The organism is Microbacterium croceum (genome assembly GCF_023091245.1).
Lineage (GTDB): Bacteria > Actinomycetota > Actinomycetes > Actinomycetales > Microbacteriaceae > Microbacterium > Microbacterium croceum.
On record NZ_JAHWXN010000002.1, the window covers coordinates 700,714 to 718,993 of the forward strand.

Sequence of the window (18,280 nt, forward strand, 5' to 3'; positions counted from 1 at the left end):
AGGTGGGCGGATCTCACAGCGGGGTGACGTAGGCGTTGGTGATGCCGCCGTCGACGACGAAGGCGCTCGCGGTGATGAACGAGGAGTCGTCCGAGGCGAGGAAGGCCACGGCTGCGGCGAGCTCCTCCGGCTCGGCGAAGCGCCCCATCGGCACGTGCACCAGACGGCGCTGCGCACGCTCGGGATCCTTCGCGAAGAGCTCCTGCAGCAACGGAGTGTTCACCGGTCCGGGGCAGAGCGCGTTCACACGCACACCCTGCCGGGCGAACTGCACGCCCAGCTCGCGCGACATCGCCAGCACGCCCCCCTTGGAGGCGGTGTAGCTGATCTGCGACGTGGCCGAGCCGAGCAGTGCCACGAACGAGGCGGTGTTGATGATGGAGCCGCGACCGGCGGGCACCATGTGCCGCAGCGCCGCCCGGCTGCACAGGTACACGCTCTTCAGGTTCACGTCCTGCACACGGTCCCAGGCCGGCAGCTCGGTCGTCTCGATCGAGTCGTCGTCGGCGGGCGAGATGCCGGCGTTGTTGAAGGCGATGTCGATGCGGCCGAACTCGGCGGCGACGCCGTCGAACAGCGCGTTCACCTTGGCCTCGTCGGCGACGTCGACGGGGCGGAACACTCCGCCGATCTGCGCAGCCGCCGCCTCGCCGGAGGTCGGATCGACGTCGGCGATCACGACGAACGCTCCTTCCGCGGCGAAGCGCTGCGCGGTCGCGAAGCCGATACCGCTCGCCCCTCCGGTGATGATGGCGACCTTGTCACGGAGTCGCTGGGTCAGATCGATGCTCATGGTTCCTCCGAGTGGGGGTCAGTGGGGGTCGGTGGCGAAGAAGACGTTCTTGGTCTCGGTGAAATGCTCGGCCGCGTCGGGCCCGAGCTCGCGCCCGAGGCCGGAGGCCTTCATCCCGCCGAACGGGGTCGCATAGCGGACGGAGGAGTGCGAGTTCACCGACAGCACTCCGCTGCGCACACCGCGCGCCACGCGCACCGCGCGGCCGAGATTCTCGGTCCACAGCGAACCGGCAAGACCGTAGATGGTGTCGTTGGCGAGTCGGATCGCATCCGCCTCGTCGTCGAACGGCATCACGGCGACGACGGGCCCGAAGATCTCCTGCTGCGCGATGCGGTCTCCCGGCTGCGCGAACACGACCGCCGGCGCGAACCAGAAGCCGGCACCCTCGGGTGCGGTGCCGCGGAACGCGATGTCGGCGCCGTCGAGGAAGCCGGCGACGGTGTCGCGGTGACCGGCGGAGATGAGCGGTCCCATGTCGGTGTCATCAGCGGCCGGGTCGCCCACGCGCCAGGCGGCGACCGCGGGCTCCAGCAGCTCGAGGAACCGGTCGTAGACCGAGCGCTGCACGAGCAGGCGGCTGCGCGCGCAGCAGTCCTGACCGGCGTTGTCGAACACCGACCCGGGCACCGCCGCGGCAGCCCGTTCGAGGTCGGCATCCTCGAAGACGATGTTGGCGCTCTTGCCGCCGAGCTCCAGGGTCACGGGCTTCAGCGCCCGCGCGCATCCGGCGGCGACCTCGATGCCCACCTCGGTGGAGCCGGTGAACACGACCTTGCGCACATCGGGGTGGTCGACCAGACGCTGCCCGACGACAGAGCCCGAGCCGGTGACGACCTCGAACAGACCCTCCGGAAGACCCGCCTCGAGCGCGAGCTCGCCGAGACGGATGGCGGTCAGCGGCGTCAGCTCTGCGGGCTTGAGCACCACCGCGTTGCCCGCGGCGAGCGCCGGCGCGAACGCCCAGGCGGCGATCGTCATCGGGAAGTTCCACGGCACGATCACGCCCACCACGCCGTAGGGGTCGTGGAAGGTGACATCGAGCCCCCCGGACACCGGGATCTGTCGCCCGGACAGCCGCTCCGGGTCGGCGGAGTAGTAGTTGAGCACCTGGGCGACGTGCCCGGCCTCCCAGCGCGCAGACCCGATCGGATGCCCGGAGTTGAGCACCTCGAGCTGCGCGAGTTCCTCGGTGGCGCCTTCGACGGCGCGGGCGAACGCGCGCAGCGCATCGGCGCGCGCCACCGGAGCCAGCGCCGCCCACCGCCGCTGCGCCGCGACGGCGCGGGCGATCGCGGCATCCGTCTCGGCCACTCCCGCGCGGGCCACCTCGCGGATGGATGCTCCCGTCGCCGGGTTGATCACCGTGAACGCGGTCATGACGTGCCTTCCTTCTGCCGCGCGAACGCGCGGGCCTGTGTGACGAGATCCTGGAAGAGCCGGCGGTCCTCGGCGTCTTCCTCCGGGTGCCATTGGATGCCGACCACGTGACTGCCGCCCTCGGTGTCGACGAAGGCCTGCACGAGTCCGTCGTCGGAGTGAGCCGCGGCGACGAGGCCTTCCCCCAGCCGGTCGATGCCCTGGTGGTGGTAGCTGCGCACCGAGACGGAGTCCTGTCCGAGCACCTCGGCGAGCGCGGTGTCCTGCGCGACCGCGACCTGGTTCTCGGCGAAGACGCCGCCGCCGATCCGGTAGCGCTCGGTGCCCAGCGACTCCGGCAGGTGCTGCTGCAGGGTTCCGCCGCGGGCGACGTTGACCAGCTGCAGTCCGCGGCAGATCGCGAGCACGGGGATGCGCCGGCGCTCGGCCGCGCGGAACAGCGCGAGCTCCCAGGCGTCGCGGTCGACGCGGGCGGGGTCGGTGGTCGGATGCCGCTCCGCCCCGTACAGCTCGGGTGCCACATCCGCGCCGCCCGACAGGATCAGTCCGTCGAGTCCGGCGATCGCGGCATCCGCCGTGTCAGGGTCCTGCGGCGGAAGCAGCAGCGCGATGCCTCCGACCGAGGTCACACCGGTCAGGTACTGCTCCGGGAGGAATGCGGCTCGCACATCCCAGACGCCCTGTTGCGCCCGCTCGAGGTAGGTGGTGATGCCGACCAGCGGCGCTCGCTCAGAGCCTCTCGAAGCCACGGACGCGCTCCCAGTCGGTCACGGCGGCATCGTAAGCTTCCAGCTCGATGCGTGCCTGGTTCAGGTAGTGGTCCACGACGTCGTCGCCGAACGCCTCCCTGGCGATCCGGGACTCGCTGAAGAGCTGCGCGGCCTCGCGCAGCGTCGTCGGCAGATGGTCGACGCCGGCCTCATAGGCGTTGCCCTCGAAGCGCTCGGGCAGGGCCAGCTCGTTCTCGATGCCGTACAGGCCGCCGGCGATGATCGCCGAGATGCCCATGTACGGGTTCACGTCGCCGCCGGGCACCCGGTTCTCGACCCGCAGCCCCGATCCGCTGCCGATCACGCGCAGCGCGCAGGTGCGGTTGTCGATGCCCCAGGCCACGCCGGTGGGCGCGAAGCTGCCCTTGGCGAAACGCTTGTAGGAGTTGATGTTGGGGGCGTAGAGCAGCGTGAACTCGCGCAGGGTGGCCAGGATGCCGGCGATCCAGTGCTCCATGACGGGGCTGAAGCCGTGTTCGCCGTCGCCGGCCATGACCGGAGTCCCGTCCTCGGCGCGCAAAGACAGGTGGATGTGGCAGCTGTTGCCCTCGCGCTCGTTGAACTTCGCCATGAAGGTGAGCGACTGCCCGTGCTGAGCGGCGATCTCCTTCGCACCGTTCTTGTAGATCACGTGCTGGTCGGCCGTCTCGCGCACCTCGGCGTAGCGGAACGCGATCTCCTGCTGGCCGAGGTTGCACTCGCCCTTCACGCCCTCGCAGTAGAGACCCGCACCGTCCATCCCGAGGCGGATGTCGCGCAGCAACGGCTCCATGCGGGTCGAGGCCTGCAGGTTGTAGTCGACGTTGTAGTCGGTGGCCGGCGTCAACCCCTCGTACTTGCGCGCCCAGGCGTCGCGGTAGGTGTTCTCGAACACGATGAACTCGAGCTCTGTGCCCGAGAACGCCGTCCATCCGCGTTCGGCGAGCCGGTCGCGCTGCCGGTCGAGGATCGCGCGCGGCGAGGGCCCGACGGGCTCGCCGTTCTGCCAGACCAGGTCGGCCATGATCAGCACGCTGCCCTCGAGCCATGGCATCCGCCGCAGGGTGGCGACGTCGGGGCGCAGCACCATGTCGCCGTAGCCGCGGTTCCACCCCGACATCGCGTAGCCGTCGACCGTGTTCATGTCGACATCGACCGAGAGCAGATAGTCGCAGGCCTCGGCGCCGTGATGCAGGATGTCCTCCTGGAACAGGCGCGCGGAGACCCGCTTGCCCACCAGTCTCCCCTGCGCATCGGCGAAGGCCACGATCACCGTGTCGATCTCGCCGGCGGCGATGCCGGCATCCAGCTGCTCGATGCTGAGGTTTCCCGACATCTTCTCGCTCCCGTCGTCGTGGTGAAGCGATCGACCGACCGGCTTCGCCATCAGAGTAGATCACTGTCGCGTTTAAAGGTAGACGAAACCACCATTGACTGCCACAATCATGCCCAAGGTGCACCCGGCGCCTGTACTTCAGCGAGCGGAGAACGGATGTCTGGACAGAACAGCGGTGCCCGCAAGGTCGCCGGAGCGACCTATACACGCGCCGGCAGTGAATACTTCGAGAAACGGACCCTCAAGCGGTCGGCCGGGGTCTGGGGCCTGTGGGGCCTCGCCGTCGCCGCCGTGATCTCCGGCGACTTCTCCGGCTGGAACTTCGGCATCGACTTCGCCGGCTTCGGCGGCATGCTGATCGCCTTCGTGATCCTCGTGGTCATGTACTACGGCATGATCTTCGCGATCGGGGAGATGGCGGCCGCGATGCCGCACACCGGCGGCGCGTATTCGTTCGCACGCTCTGCGATGGGCCCATGGGGCGGCCTGGTGACGGGAGCCGCGGAGACCATCGAGTACGTCGCGACCACGGCGGTGATCGTCTACTTCTCGGCGTCGTATGCGAACGGCATCACGAGCGAACTGCTGGGTCTCGAGCTGCCGGGGTGGGCCTGGTACCTCATCCTCTACATCGTCTTCATCGCCCTGAACTCGGCGGGAGCGGCGATCTCGTTCCGCTTTGCGATCGTGGTCTCGATCATCTCGATCGGCATCATCCTGGTGTTCTCGCTGATGGCGATCTTCTCCGGCGCATTCAGCTGGGATGCGCTGTGGGACATCGTCCCCGACGAGGGGCAGACCGAGTTCCTACCGCACGGCGTGCTGCCGATCCTGTTCGCGCTGCCCTTCGCGATGTGGTTCTTCCTCGGCATCGAGGAGCTGCCGCTCGCGGCCGAGGAGTCGCACAACCCGACGCGCGACATCCCGAAGGCCGGATTCTGGGCCCGCGGCACGCTCATCGTCACCGGGCTCCTGGTGCTCTTCCTCAACACGGGTGTCATCGGCGCCGAGGCGACGGGCAAGGCCGGGGAGCCGCTGCTCGACGGCTTCCGCGCGATCGTCGGAGACCAGCTCGCCGCCGTGCTCGCGCTGTTCGCGCTGATCGGTCTGCTCGCCTCGCTGCAGGGCATCATGTTCGCCTACGGCCGCAACATGTACTCGCTGTCCCGCGCCGGCTACTACCCGCGCTTCCTGTCGCTGACCGGCAAGCGCCAGACCCCGTGGGTCGCCCTCGTCGTGGGTGCCGCGATCGGCTTCGTCGCTCTCATCGTGCTCGACGTCCTCGCCGCGGTCGACGCCGAGGGCGCAGGTACCGTGGCCGGTGCGATCGTGCTGAACATCGCCGTCTGGGGCGCCGTGCTCGCCTACGGCCTCCAGCTGATCTCGTTCATGATCCTCCGCAAGAAGTACCCGCACGTCGACCGCCCGTACCGCAGCCCGTGGGGCATTCCCGGTGCCGCCGTCGCACTGGTGATCGCGGCGCTGATCTTCGTGGGCTTCCTGCTCAACCCGACGTTCGGTCCCGCCATCGTCGCGATCGCGATCGTCTACGTGGTGATCCTGCTCGGGTTCGCGCTGTTCTTCCGCCACCGCCTCGTGCTCTCCCCCGAAGAGGAATACGCGCTGTCGGGCGGTTCGCACGGCGACCCGCAGGCCGAAGGCTACGACGCGATGGAGGGCGAGGTGTTCGGCAGCGGCAAGTGAATCACCGCGCAGCGCCTCGACGATCCAGTCGGGGCGCTGTGTCGTGCCCGGCTCGGAATGCTCTACTTGCGGTCGAAGTCGAAGGCCTTGAGCAGTTCGAGGACCGCCTTGTCCCGCTCTTCGCCACCCTCCTCGAACATGTGCGTGACATGGGTGCGCAGATGGTTCTCGAGGAGCAGACGGTTGAGGGACTCCAGGGAGCGCTGGATGGCACGGGACTGCGTGATGATGTCCATGCAGTACTCCTCGTTCTCGATCATCCGCGCGACGCCGCGCATCTGACCCTCGAGGATGCTGGTGCGGTGCAGGGCGCGCTTCTTGATGTCTTCGATCACCCTCCGAGGGTACTCCGCGCCGCAGGACCTGGATCGGCGGCGCCTCCGTCGTCCCCAACTCAGGACATCCCGCCCGCAGATCCCGCACACCACGGCAGATGGGCCCCTCCACTCCCTTCCGTCCTGAGTTGTGTAGACGTCTCGCCGACGAGACTCCGCCTCGCGGACGCCGGCCGCAACCGTCGCACCCGCGTGCGAGGATGTCGACATGCCGCGAACACCGATGGCGATGCTGTCTCCCTCCGACCAGGTCCGACTGCGCGCGCTGCGGCGTATGAAGGCGGTGGCGCTGGGCGCCCTGCTCTTCATGGCGATCGCGTTCGTGATCGCGTTCATGTTCCAGGAGCGCCAGCCGTGGCTGGCGTACGTCCGCGCCGCGGCCGAGGGCGGCATGGTCGGCGCGCTGGCCGACTGGTTCGCCGTGACCGCGCTGTTCCGCCGTCCGCTCGGGCTCCCCATCCCGCACACCGCGATCATCCCGAACCGCAAAGACGAGATCGGCCGCACGCTCGGCGAGTTCGTCGAGACGAACTTCCTGGCCGCCGAGGTGGTGCGCACCAAGCTGTCGAGCACCGCGATCGCCCAGCGCGCCGGCGAGTGGCTGCGCGAGGCCCCGCATGCCGAACGCGTCGGAGCGGAGGGCGCGACCATCGCCACGGCCATCCTGAACGCGCTGAGCGACGACGACGTGCGCGACCTGATCTCCGACCTCGCCCGCGAGCACCTGGTCACCCCGGAGTGGGGCCCGCCCGCCGGCGCGTGGCTGGAGAAGATCGTCGAGGCCGACGCCCATCACGGCGCCGTCGACCTCGCCGCCGACAGCATCGCGCGCTGGCTGGAGGTCAACGCGGAGTCGTTCAGCGGGCTGGTCTCGCGCCGCCTTCCCTCCTGGGTGCCGCGCCTCGCCCACCGCTTCGTCGACGACACGGTCTACAACGAGGCCGTGAAGTTCGTGCACGCCGTGCAGGCCGACCCGCACCACCCCGCGCGACTCGCGGTCGACGGGTACCTGGCACGACTGGCCGACAGTCTGCAGAACGACCCCGCCACCCGCGCCAAGCTCGAGAACGCGAAGGCGTCGCTGTTCGACAGCCCCCGCGTCGGAGCCCTCGCCGCGGAGGCGTGGAACACGGCGAAGAACGGTTTGCTCACCGCCCTCGCCGACCCCGAGAGCGGCTTGCGCCGCCGGGCCGTGCAGGCGCTGCAGGAGGTGGGCGAGCGTCTCACCACGGATGCCGCGCTGCAGACCCGGGTCGACACCTGGATCTCGGATGCCGCGGTCTTCCTGGTAGACCGCTACCGCCACGACATCGCCTCGATCATCACCGACACCGTCGAGCGCTGGGACCCCGCCGAGACGACCGAGAAGATCGAGCTCATGGTCGGCCGCGACCTGCAGTACATCCGCCTGAACGGCACGTTCGTGGGTGCCCTCGCCGGCCTCGCGATCTTCGCCATCGCCCACGCCCTGATCCCTGGAGTCTGACATGGCCCTCTCCCACGATCCGCTCTGGCCGCGCGCCGGCTCCTGGCCCGCGTTCGATGGTGCGGCGGATGCCGTGCTGCTCGGTGTACCGACCTGGCGCACCTCGCTCTCGCCGACCGGCGCGCATGCGACGCCCGCCGCGATCCGCGACGCGCTCCCCCGGTACGGCAGCACCCTGATGGGTCCGCCGATCGTCGACCTGAACGAGCGGCTGCGCATCACGGACGCCGGCGACATCGCCGAGCCGGACGGCGACGCAGGCGAGGCCGAGGTCATCGCGCGCGTGCGCGAGCTGACGGCGGCGACCGAGCTCGTGATCGCACTCGGCGGCGACAACTCGCTCACCTATCCCGTCGCACTCGGCGCGCAGGCGACCGGGCTGGTCACGTTCGACGCGCACTTCGATCTGCGCGACGGCGTCTCCAACGGCACGCCCGTGCGGCGCCTGGTCGCAGACATCCCCGCGGCCTCGCCCCTCGACACGGCGCGCATCGACCCCGCGCGCATCGTGCAGATCGGCATCGCGGACTTCGCCAACTCCGCCGCCTACGCCCAGCGCGCGGCGGACTGGGGCATCCGCGTGATCACGCTCGACGAGCTGCGGCGCCGCGGCATCGATGACGTGGTGGCCGAGGCCCTCGAGATCGCCGGCACGGGCCCCGACCCGCGCGTGCATCTCGACATCGACGTCGACGTGTGCGACCGTTCCGTCGCCCCCGGCTGCCCGGCCAGCGTTCCCGGCGGCCTGCAGGCGTGGGAGCTGCGCGCCCTCACCCGCGCCGTGGCGTCCGACCCGCGCGTGGTCAGCGCCGACCTGGCCGAGGTCGACGCGACCGCCGACACCGACGACGCCCGCACCGTCCGCCTCGCCGCCCTCTGCGTGCTGGAACTGCTGGCCGGGCTCGCGGCGCGCTCATGAGGATCGTCGTCTCGGGCACGCACGGGAGCGGCAAGAGCACCCTCATCGCGGACTTTCACGCCGCGCATCCGCACTACCGCGTGCTGGGCGATCCCTTCGAGGACCTCGACCTCGATGATCCCTCCAGCGAGGCGAGCTTCGCCGCGCAGCTGCGACTCACCGCCGCCCGCCTGGAGGCGACGGCCGATGCGACCGATGTGATCGCGGAGCGCGGGCCCCTGGACTTCCTCGCCTACCTGACCGCGTTGGACCGGCTGGGACGCAGCGGTGGTTCCCTGCTGGCACGGGCGACGCAGATCGTCGAGCGGTCGCTGGCGACGGTGGATCTGGTCGCGGTCGTCCCCCTGGATGCCGCGCGTCCGATCCGAGTCCCCGCTGAGGAGGACCCGGAGCTTCGCGAGGCCATGGATGACGTGCTCCTCGAGCTGCTCGATGACCTGGAGCAGGACGGCGCGGTACGACGGAGCCTGGTGATCACCGGCGATCCGGTGCGACGTCTGCAGGCTCTGAGCGACGCCGTCCGGTGATGACGGGTGCCCCGGACGCGTGAGTCTCGGTCACACGACGGCGACGCCGTCCTTCCAGACCGTGCGCACCAGCGGCACGCCGGGCCGGTAGGCGAGGTGGATGCGCGTCGGAGCATCCAGCAGCACCAGGTCGGCGCGAGATCCCGGCGCGATCACGCCCACGTCGTCACGGCGGAGCGCCCTGGCCCCGCCCGCAGTCGCCGCCCACACGGCCTCGGCCGGCGTCATCCCCATGTCGCGCACCGCGATCGCGATGCAGAACGGCATGGATGAGGTGAAGCTCGACCCGGGGTTCGTGTCGCACGCCAGCGCCACGGTGACGCCGGCCTCGATCAACCGGCGCGCATCGGGATACGGCTGCCGCGTCGAGAACTCGACCCCGGGGAGCAGGGTGAGCACGGTGTCGGAGGCCGCGAGCGCCGCGATGTCGTCGTCGGTCAGATAGGTGCCGTGATCGATCGAGGCCGCGCCCAGCTCGACCGCGAGTTGCACGCCCTCGCCGGGTCCGAGCTGGCTGGCGTGCACGCGCGGAGCGAGGCCGCGGGCGATCCCCGCCTTGAGCACCCGCCGGGACTGCGGCACCGTGAACGCACCGCTCTCGCAGAACACGTCGATCCATCGGGAGTACGGCGCGCAGGCATCGAGCATCGGCCCTGTGACCAGGTCGACGTACTCGTCGGGGTGATCGGCGTACTCCCCCGGCACCACGTGCGCGCCGAGGAAGGTGACCTCGGGCGTGACCTCGGCCGCCAGCCGCACAAGTCGTTCCTCGTCGACCACGCTGAGCCCATAGCCGCTCTTGATCTCGACGCTCGTGGTCCCCTGCGCGAGCATCTCGTCGAGGAAACCGCGCAGTCGCGCGCGCAGCTCATCGTCGCTCGCGGCCCTCGTCGCGGCCACGGTGGAGCGGATGCCACCGGCGGCGTACTTCTGCCCCGCCATGCGCGCCTCGAACTCCGCGGCCCGGTCTCCGCCGAACACCAGGTGGCTGTGGCTGTCGACGAAGCCGGGGATCACGGCCGCGCCCGCAGCATCCACGGTCTCGTCCGCGACGGGCGCATCCGCGGCCGCACCGACCCAGGCGATGCGGCCGTCGTCGATGAGCACCGCCGCATCCGTCAGGGTCCCGCACGGATCGCCATCGACGACGACGTTGGTCGTCAGTTCGCCGATGTTCGTGATGAGCGTGGTCATGGTGCTTCCTCCTGGTGAGGGGTCAAGACACGCCCTGTCCGGAGTGGATGCTGCGGCGTGTCTTGGCCCCTCACCGCTGTATCGAGTGTGTCAGAGCATCGGGATCGTGAGGCCGCGATCGCGCGCGACCTCCCGAGCGTGCTCGTATCCGGCGTCGACGTGGCGCATGACGCCGGTGCCGGGGTCGTTCGTGAGCACGCGCTCGAGCTTCTCGGCTGCGAGCGCGGAGCCGTCGGCGACCGTGACCTGGCCGGCATGGATCGAGCGGCCGATCCCGACGCCGCCGCCGTGGTGCAGCGAGACCCACGACGCACCGGATGCCGTGTTCAGCAGGGCATTCAGCAGCGGCCAGTCGGCGATCGCATCGGAGCCGTCCTTCATGGCCTCGGTCTCGCGGTACGGCGAGGCGACCGAACCGGAGTCCAAGTGGTCCCGACCGATCACGATGGGCGCCGACAGCTCGCCCGACGCCACCATCTCGTTGAACTTGAGCCCGGCGAGGTGCCGCTCCTTGTAGCCGAGCCAGCAGATGCGTGCGGGCAGCCCCTCGAAGTGCACCTTCTCGCCGGCCTTCTCGAGCCAGCGATGCAGCGCGGCGTCCTCGGGGAACAGCTCGGCGATCGCACGGTCGGTCTTGTAGATGTCCTCGGGGTCGCCCGACAGCGCGGCCCAGCGGAACGGTCCGCGTCCCTCCTCGAACTGCGGGCGGATGTACGCCGGCACGAAGCCCGGGAACTCGAACGCCCGGTCGAAGCCGCCCAGCTCGGCCTCGCGACGGATCGAGTTGCCGTAGTCGAACACCGCGGCTCCGGCATCCTGGAACGCCACCATCGCGGCGACGTGCGCAGCCATCGACTCGCGGGCCCGGCGGGTGAACTCCTCCGGGTCGCGCTCCGCCTCGGCCTTCCAGTCCGCGACCGTGATGCCGACCGGCAGATACGCCAGCGGGTCGTGCGCGCTGGTCTGATCGGTCACGACGTCGATCGGCACGCCGCGACGCCGCAGCTCGGGAAAGACCTCGGCGGCATTGCCGACCACGCCCACCGAGAGCGCCTCGCCGGCATCCTTGGCCGCGACCACGCGGGCCACGGCGGCGTCGAGATCGGTCGTGTACTCGTCGAGATAGCCGTGCTCCACGCGACGCGCCAGCCGCGATTCGTCGACATCGACGATCAGCACCGCCCCGTCGTTGAGCGTCACCGCCAGAGGCTGCGCGCCGCCCATGCCGCCGGCGCCACCGGTGAGGGTGAGGGTGCCGCGCAGAGAGTCACGGCCGAGCGACCGCGCCACCGCGGCGAAGGTCTCGTAGGTGCCCTGCAGGATGCCCTGGGTGCCGATGTAGATCCAGGACCCGGCAGTCATCTGCCCGTACATGATGAGACCGAGCTCTTCGAGCTTGCGGAACTCGGGCCACGTCGCCCAGTCGCCGACCAGGTTGGAGTTGGCGATCAGCACGCGCGGTGCCCACTCGTGCGTGCGGAACACGCCGACCGGCTTGCCGGACTGCACCAGGAGCGTCTCGTCCGGCTCGAGCTCGTCGAGCGTGCGCACGATCGCGTCGTACGCTTCCCAGCTGCGTGCGGCCTTGCCCGTGCCGCCGTAGACGACCAGGTCTTCGGGGTGCTCGGCGACCTCGGGATCGAGGTTGTTCATCAGCATGCGCTTGGCGGCCTCGGCGCCCCAGCTCTTGGCGGTGCGCTGGTTGCCGCGCGCGGCGCGGACGACGCGAGGACCGGTTGCGGGGGACTCAGCTGCGGCGGACTCAACCATGGGTGTGCTCCTTTGCGATGCGGGCGACGGCGCCCGACTGGACGAGTTCGGTGACAGCTTCCATCTCGGGCGAGAGGAAACGGTCAGGACCGGGGCCGGCGGCCACGGTACGCACGAGGTCGCGCACGGCGCCGGTGGCGGGACCGGCCTGCAGCGGCGCGCGCAGATCGAGGGCGCGTGCGCCGGTGAGGATCTCGATCGCGAGCACCCGGCCGAGGCCGTCGATCGCGCGGCGCAGCTTGCGCGCGGCCGCCCAGCCCATCGAGACGTGATCCTCCTGCATCGCCGAAGAGGGGATCGAGTCGACGGATGCCGGTACGGCGAGGCGCTTGAGCTCGGAGACGATGCCGGCGGAGGCGTACTGCGCGATCATGAGTCCGGAGTCGACACCCACCTCATCGGCGAGGAACGGCGGCAACCCGTGCCTGCGCGCGGGGTCGAGGGCGCGGTCCGTGCGGCGCTCCGAGACCGACGCGACATCAGCCACCGAGATCGCGAGGAAGTCGAGCACCGCGGCCACCGGCGCGCCATGGAAGTTGCCGTTGGACTCGATCCGGCCGTCGAGCGTGATGACCGGGTTGTCGATCACGCTGGCGAGCTCACGGCCGGCGATCATGGCGGCGTGGGCCATGGTGTCGCGCGCGGCGCCGTGCACCTGCGGTGAGCAGCGCAGCGAATAGGCGTCTTGCACGCGCCCGTCATCCGGCCCCTTGTGGCTGGCGACCATCGGGGAGTCACCCAGGAAGGCTCGGAGGTTCGCCGCGGACTCCGTCTGTCCGGTCTGCGGACGCAGCGCCATCAGATCGGCCGCGAACACGGCGTCGGTGCCGAGCTGCGACTCGATCGACATGGCCGCGGCGATGTCGGCGGTGAGGAGCAGCTCCTGCAGGTCGTGCAGCGCGAGCACCAGCGTGCCGAGCATCCCATCGGTGCCGTTGATGAGGGCGAGGCCCTCCTTCTCGACGAGTGTGAGCGGCTCGATACCGGCGGCGCGCAGCGCATCAGCGGCACTCCGGAGTGCGCCGTCTGCGTTGCGGACGTCCCCTTCGCCCATCGCCGCGAGCGCGATGTGGGCGAGCGGAGCGAGGTCGCCGGAGCATCCGAGCGAACCGTACTCGCGCACGATCGGGGTGATGCCGGCGTTGAGCATCGCAGCGTAGGTCTCGACGACGATCGGCCGTACGCCCGTGCGCCCGGAGGTGAGGGTCTGGAGGCGCAGCAGCTGCAGCCCGCGCGTGACCTCGCGCTCGATCTCGGGACCGGTGCCGGCCGCGTGCGACCGGATCAGGCTGGCCTGCAGCTGCATCCGGCGATCCGGCGCGATGAAGGTGGTCGCCAGCGCACCGAAGCCGGTCGAGACGCCGTAGTGCGGATGCGGGTCGGCAGCGAGGCCATCGATCACGCTGCGGGTCTCGGCGACTCGGACGAGGGCCGCGGGGTCGATGACGACCGGCGCGCCCAACCGTGCGACGGCGACGACATCCGCGGGCGCGAGGGGCGCGGCGCCGACGAGAACAGGGGCAAGATCAGTCATGTTCTGATTCCACACCCGCGGTGTCGACGGCGACAGCGGATCGTGACATCCTGTGTCTGTGATCCCAGACAGCACCGCACCCTCACGGGGCGCAGAACCGCAGGTGCCGGCGGCCGAGAACACGCTGCGCATCCTCAGCTACCTGGCGGGTCGTCCGGCACCGGTGGCGGCATCCGCGATCGCGCGCGAGCTCGGTCTGCCGCGCTCCACGGTCTACCACCTGCTCACCACGCTCTCGGCGCACGGCTTCGTGCTGCACTTCCGCGAGGAGCAGCGGTGGGGCCTGGGCACCTCGGCGTTCGAGCTGGCCGGCGGCTACAGTCGCCAGCAGCCGCTGGCCCGGCTGGGCAGGCCGCTGATCGCCGCCCTGTCCGACCGCCTCGGTGAGAGCGCCCACCTCGCCGTGATGAGCGGGGGCGACGTGCTCTACATCGTGGAGGAGCGCGCGCCCCGGCGTCCTGCCCTGGTGACGGATGTCGGTGTGCGACTGCCCGCCCATCTCACCGCGAGCGGCCGGGCGATGCTGGCCGCCCTCCCCCGCGAGCAGGTGCGCGCGCTGTACCCGAGTGCGTCGGCGTTCCCCGATCGCACCGGGCTCGGACCGCGACGCCCCGCCGAACTGCGCGAGCTCCTGCGCGAGGTGCGTGCACGGGGCTACGCGGTCGAAGACAGCGAGGTCGCCGACGGGCTCCGGTCGGTCGGTGCCGTGGTTCGCGATCACCCCGGGTGGCCGGTCGCCGCGGTGGCGGTCACCTGGGGCGGCGAAGGACTCCAGGAACGGGCGCTGGCGGATGCCGTGATCGAGACCGCCGGAGTGCTGGAGTCGCGGGTGAAGCGGTGAGGGCGGATGTCGCAGGCTTGCGACAACGCCGCGACACCGTCGCCACAACGGCTGGATACGCTCGATTCATGACCACCGCCGCACGTACCGACTCGTCTGCCGCTCGCCGTCGCCGCCAGGGCGTCGCGATCGGGATCCTGTCCGCCCTCGTCGTCACCGGTTGCGCCGCGACGCCGACCGCCGCGCCGAAGCCGAGCACCGCTCCGACGCTCCCCGCTGCGCCCGCGTCCACGGTCGAAACGGTGCCCGGTTACGACGTCGGACAGTTCCCTCCGGTTCCGCTGTTCGTGCTGCCCGACCTGTCGCTGCTCGACTCCTCGGCCTCCGCGTTCGCGATCGAGGTCAACGACGCGCTCGACGACATCCCCGGCGTCACGGCGACCCCGGCGCACTGCGATGCGAACGGCACCGTGATCTCCGGCAACGGCACCGCGCTGCTGTACGGCGACGGCTCCGGAGCCTTCACCGGGCCAGACGGGACCGTGCAGAACTTCGGCGACGGGTCGGGTATCTCCACGATCAACGGCGTCACGATCCAGAACTTCGGCGACGGATCGGGCAACTACACCGACGGCGAGGTCACGATCCAGAACTTCGGGGACGGGTCGGGTAACTACACCGACGGCACCAAGACCGTGCAGATCTTCGGCGACGGATCGGGAAACTACACCGACGGCGAGGTCACGATCCAGAACTTCGGCGACGGATCGGGCAACTACGACGCGGGAGCGGTGACCATCCAGAACTTCGGAGACGGCTCGGGCACCTACACCAGCGGCGACATCACCATCCAGAACTTCGGCGACGGCACCGCACAGGTGAACGGCGAACGGGTGGCGGCCGAGCCGCTGCCGGTCGTGCCCACGCTCGGGGTGTTCCCGCCGCTCGGCGCCCTCGCCCCACTCGAGTCCTGCGGCACCACCCTCACATTCGAGGACGGCGTGCTGTTCGACTTCGACAAGAGCGACATCCGCGACGACGCCGCCACGACGTTGGATGCCGTCGCCGACGTGCTCACGGAGCTCGATGTCGCCCAGGCATCGGTCTCCGGTCACACGGACGCCATCGGATCAGACGCCGAGAACCAGGCGCTGTCGGAGCGCCGTGCGGATGCCGTGGTCGACGGCCTCATGGACCGCGGAGTACGCACCGCCCTGACCGCCGAGGGCTTCGGCGAGTCCCGCCCCGTGGCCGCCAACGAGATCGACGGCGTCGACAACCCCGCAGGGCGTCAGCTCAACCGTCGTGTCGAGATCTTCATCCCGGCGACGCTCTGACGCGAGAGGATGGATGACATGCGCGCTGCACGCCGGCACATCGCCGCGATGACTCCCCTCGCGGTCGCGGTGATGCTGCTCACCGGATGCACGGTGAGCATCGTCGATCCTGCCGCGGGGAATGACCGTTCGCCACGGGCTCAGGATGGCGATCCCGCTCCGCAGAGCGACGCCACACCCCGCCCGTCCGCGCGTGAGCAGCAGGGGGACGACGACGCGGCGTCATCGGGACTCTCTGCACCGAACGCGGCCGAGCGAGAGCGGCTCACCGCCGCCGCCACGATCACGATGACCTGCCCCGACGGACCGCTCGATCAGGATGGTTCGATCATCCGTGTCGAGGGCGCGTGCGCGGACCTCGTGATCGACATCGATGCCGGCGCCGTGATCGCCGACGACGTCGACCGGCTGCAGCTGCGCGGCTCGGGCACGGTCGTCTTCGCCGGGACCATCGGCACGGTGACCATCTCCGGGAGCGCGAATCAGATCATCTGGTCGGGAGCGACGCCGGTGCTGAAGGACAGCGGAAGCGCGAACTCCCTCGGGCGCGGCTGATGATCGCCGAACGATCCGACCGCCCGCGCATTCTTCTGGTCGACGATGACGAGGCCATCACCGGCGCGCTGGCTGCGTTCCTCGGGCGGAGCGGGTTCGACGTGCGCATCGCCGAAGACGGGCGCGCCGGCCTCGCCGAAGTGGAACGGGACGTCCCCGACCTGGTCGTGTGCGACGTGGTCATGCCGCATGTGGATGGCCGCGAGTTCGTCCGACGGATCCGGAACCGGCAGCTCTGGCTGCCGATCATCCTGCTGACTCAGGTCGGCGAGTCCTGGGAGCGCAGTGCCGCGCTCGACGAGGGTGCGGACGACTATCTGAACAAACCCTTCGATCCGCACGAGCTGATCTCGCGGATCCGCGCTGTCCTGCGCCGCAGCTCTCAGGGGGCCGGCTCACTGAGAGGCGCGCAGCGCCTTCGCGCACTGGACATCACGCTGGACCGCACGGCCCGTCGCGTCTGGCGGGGCGACATCGAGCTCACGCTGACCCCGAAGGCGCTGACACTGCTCGAGTACCTCATGCTGCATCCGCAGGAGGTGCACTCCCGCGAGCGGCTGCTGTCCGCACTGTGGGGTTTCGACTTCGCCTCATCGAGCCGCGCGGTCGACCATAGGATCGCGGAGCTGCGGCGCGTGCTGGGTGACTCTGCCGGGGAGGCACGACTGATCGAGACCGCACAGAGCATGGGCTACCTCTTCGTGCCGCGTGTGGTGTCCGCATGACCGACCGGCGCGGCATCGCGCTCGGAGTCGTGACGGCTGTGCCGGTGGGTCTGTGCGCGATCGCCGCCGGCGCCATGGCCGCAGCGGGCGATCAGCGTCTTCTCGCGATCGACCTCGCGCTCCCCGGCGCCGTGCTCATCGCGGGCGCCCTCGTCTCGGCCATCCCGGCGGGCCTGCTGATCGCGCACGGAGCGAGACGTCGGGGGCGCGCTCGGATGCAGAAGGCGGTGACCGAGGCAGTGACGCAGGCGACGCTGCAGGAGCGCACCAATCATCAGCGGTTCCTCGCGCGTCTCGACCACGAGCTGAAGAATCCGCTCACCGCGATCCGCGCGACCGCGGCGGCCGCGCAGGGAGACTCTGCTCTCGCCGAGTGGCGCGTCATCGACGCGCAGGCGGCCAAGTTGAGCACTCTGGTGCGAGACCTCCGCAAGCTGGCGGAGCTGGAGACCCGCCCTCTGGAACGTGAGATGGTCGACCTCGAACAGCTGCTCACCGAAGCCATCAACGCTCTGTCGATCCAGAACCCGGCGGCGGGCGCACGGATGACGCTCACCGTCACCCGGGTGCCGTGGCCGGTGCCACCGCTGACCGCGGACCTGGATCTGCTGTCTCTCGCGGTCGACAACGTGCTGGCGAACGCCGCGAAGTACTCCACGCAGGGGCCCATCGAGGTGAGACTGCGCGAGCAGGACGGCTGGGCGGTCATCGATGTGGCGGATGCCGGACGAGGGATTCCCGCGGGGGATCTGCCGACGGTGTTCGACGAGCTCGCGCGCGCCCAGAACGCGCGTGATGTGAGCGGTTCCGGCATCGGGCTGACCCTGGTCGCCACCGTGATGCGGCATCATGGCGGCGAAGTGTCGGTCCGCTCTGCCGAAGGCGCCGGCACTGTGCTCACGCTGCGGCTGCCGATCCGTCACTGACGCAGCGGCCGTGGCGACGAACCGCCTCGACGACGGATCATCTCAACGATGCATCGCCCTTAACGACGAAGAGCCACCCCGCCAGGGATGGCTCTTCATCGGTCTCGTTGTATTTCGTGTAAAACGCAAAATGGCCACCCATCGATGGGTGGCCATTTGCTTAAAAGAAGTCCGGCGGTGTCCTACTCTCCCACAGGGTCCCCCCTGCAGTACCATCGGCGCTGTGAGG

Annotated in this window: 17 protein-coding genes; 9 read left to right on the forward strand and 8 right to left on the reverse strand. The window is 70.0% G+C overall.

Features of this window, described 5'->3' with window-relative positions:
• Positions 1 to 13 precede the first annotated feature (13 nt).
• Genes KZC51_RS17470 through KZC51_RS17485 form a run of 4 tightly spaced genes read right to left on the reverse strand, consistent with a single transcriptional unit; the run spans position 14 to position 4,309 of the window.
• Positions 14 to 793 (reverse strand): 3-oxoacyl-ACP reductase, encoded by a 780-nt coding sequence (locus KZC51_RS17470; protein ID WP_247631275.1) that lies wholly within the window; start codon positions 791 to 793, stop codon positions 14 to 16.
• An 18-nt stretch (positions 794 to 811) separates the two neighbouring features.
• A complete protein-coding gene (locus KZC51_RS17475; RefSeq protein ID WP_247631276.1) occupies positions 812 to 2,173 on the reverse strand; it encodes an aldehyde dehydrogenase family protein in 1,362 nt (453 codons plus the stop codon).
• A complete protein-coding gene (locus tag KZC51_RS17480; protein WP_247631277.1) occupies positions 2,170 to 2,922 on the reverse strand; it encodes a gamma-glutamyl-gamma-aminobutyrate hydrolase family protein in 753 nt (250 codons plus the stop codon). The genes KZC51_RS17475 and KZC51_RS17480 overlap by 4 nt, the downstream gene beginning before the upstream one ends.
• Positions 2,903 to 4,309 (reverse strand): glutamine synthetase family protein, encoded by a 1,407-nt coding sequence (locus KZC51_RS17485; protein ID WP_281732156.1) that lies wholly within the window; start codon positions 4,307 to 4,309, stop codon positions 2,903 to 2,905. Before KZC51_RS17485 ends, KZC51_RS17480 begins: the two co-directional genes overlap by 20 nt.
• Positions 4,310 to 4,414: 105 nt before the next feature.
• On the opposite strand from KZC51_RS17485, the gene KZC51_RS17490 reads away from it, so the two are divergent.
• Positions 4,415 to 5,962, forward strand: coding sequence for an amino acid permease (locus tag KZC51_RS17490; protein ID WP_247631278.1), 1,548 nt, complete (start codon positions 4,415 to 4,417; stop codon positions 5,960 to 5,962).
• Between the two features lie 62 nt (positions 5,963 to 6,024).
• On the opposite strand, the gene KZC51_RS17495 is transcribed toward KZC51_RS17490, so the two are convergent.
• The gene (locus tag KZC51_RS17495) at positions 6,025 to 6,297 is read right to left on the reverse strand and encodes a metal-sensitive transcriptional regulator (RefSeq protein ID WP_247631279.1); all 273 of its coding nucleotides are present in this window, start codon (positions 6,295 to 6,297) and stop codon (positions 6,025 to 6,027) included.
• A gap of 208 nt (positions 6,298 to 6,505) precedes the next feature.
• Between KZC51_RS17495 and KZC51_RS17500 the strand changes: the two genes are divergently transcribed.
• The 3 genes from KZC51_RS17500 to KZC51_RS17510 are packed head-to-tail and all read left to right on the forward strand — an operon-like array spanning position 6,506 to position 9,229.
• Entirely contained in the window at positions 6,506 to 7,783 is a 1,278-nt protein-coding gene (locus KZC51_RS17500; protein ID WP_247631280.1) for a DUF445 domain-containing protein, read from the forward strand.
• Between the two features lies 1 nt (position 7,784).
• Positions 7,785 to 8,702, forward strand: a complete 918-nt coding sequence (locus KZC51_RS17505; protein ID WP_247631281.1) for an agmatinase family protein — start codon at positions 7,785 to 7,787, stop codon at positions 8,700 to 8,702.
• Positions 8,699 to 9,229, forward strand: coding sequence for an AAA family ATPase (locus tag KZC51_RS17510; RefSeq protein ID WP_247631282.1), 531 nt, complete (start codon positions 8,699 to 8,701; stop codon positions 9,227 to 9,229). Before KZC51_RS17505 ends, KZC51_RS17510 begins: the two co-directional genes overlap by 4 nt.
• 30 nt (positions 9,230 to 9,259) lie before the next feature.
• Here the strand turns inward: KZC51_RS17510 and hutI are convergent, their stop codons facing one another.
• From hutI to hutH, 3 genes are all read right to left on the reverse strand, one after another.
• Positions 9,260 to 10,423, reverse strand: a complete 1,164-nt coding sequence (hutI, locus tag KZC51_RS17515) for an imidazolonepropionase (RefSeq protein WP_247631283.1) — start codon at positions 10,421 to 10,423, stop codon at positions 9,260 to 9,262.
• A 90-nt stretch (positions 10,424 to 10,513) separates the two neighbouring features.
• Complete coding sequence (gene hutU / locus KZC51_RS17520) at positions 10,514 to 12,193, reverse strand: urocanate hydratase (RefSeq protein ID WP_247631284.1); 1,680 nt, start codon at positions 12,191 to 12,193, stop codon at positions 10,514 to 10,516.
• On the reverse strand, positions 12,186 to 13,727 hold the full coding sequence (gene hutH / locus KZC51_RS17525) for a histidine ammonia-lyase (RefSeq protein WP_247631285.1): 1,542 nt from the start codon (positions 13,725 to 13,727) through the stop codon (positions 12,186 to 12,188). Before hutH ends, hutU begins: the two co-directional genes overlap by 8 nt.
• 58 nt (positions 13,728 to 13,785) lie before the next feature.
• Here hutH and KZC51_RS17530 point away from each other — a divergent pair, with 58 nt between their 5' ends.
• The 5 genes from KZC51_RS17530 to KZC51_RS17550 all read left to right on the forward strand — a co-directional run bounded on the left by KZC51_RS17530 (position 13,786) and on the right by KZC51_RS17550 (position 18,051).
• Positions 13,786 to 14,568 (forward strand): IclR family transcriptional regulator, encoded by a 783-nt coding sequence (locus KZC51_RS17530; protein WP_372491807.1) that lies wholly within the window; start codon positions 13,786 to 13,788, stop codon positions 14,566 to 14,568.
• 68 nt (positions 14,569 to 14,636) lie between these two features.
• Positions 14,637 to 15,845 (forward strand): OmpA family protein, encoded by a 1,209-nt coding sequence (locus KZC51_RS17535; RefSeq protein WP_247631287.1) that lies wholly within the window; start codon positions 14,637 to 14,639, stop codon positions 15,843 to 15,845.
• Between the two features lie 18 nt (positions 15,846 to 15,863).
• Positions 15,864 to 16,400 (forward strand): DUF3060 domain-containing protein, encoded by a 537-nt coding sequence (locus KZC51_RS17540; protein WP_247631288.1) that lies wholly within the window; start codon positions 15,864 to 15,866, stop codon positions 16,398 to 16,400.
• On the forward strand, positions 16,400 to 17,125 hold the full coding sequence (locus tag KZC51_RS17545; protein ID WP_247631289.1) for a response regulator transcription factor: 726 nt from the start codon (positions 16,400 to 16,402) through the stop codon (positions 17,123 to 17,125). The genes KZC51_RS17540 and KZC51_RS17545 overlap by 1 nt, the downstream gene beginning before the upstream one ends.
• Complete coding sequence (locus KZC51_RS17550; RefSeq protein ID WP_247631290.1) at positions 17,122 to 18,051, forward strand: sensor histidine kinase; 930 nt, start codon at positions 17,122 to 17,124, stop codon at positions 18,049 to 18,051. Before KZC51_RS17545 ends, KZC51_RS17550 begins: the two co-directional genes overlap by 4 nt.
• The last annotated feature ends 229 nt before the right edge of the window (positions 18,052 to 18,280 follow it).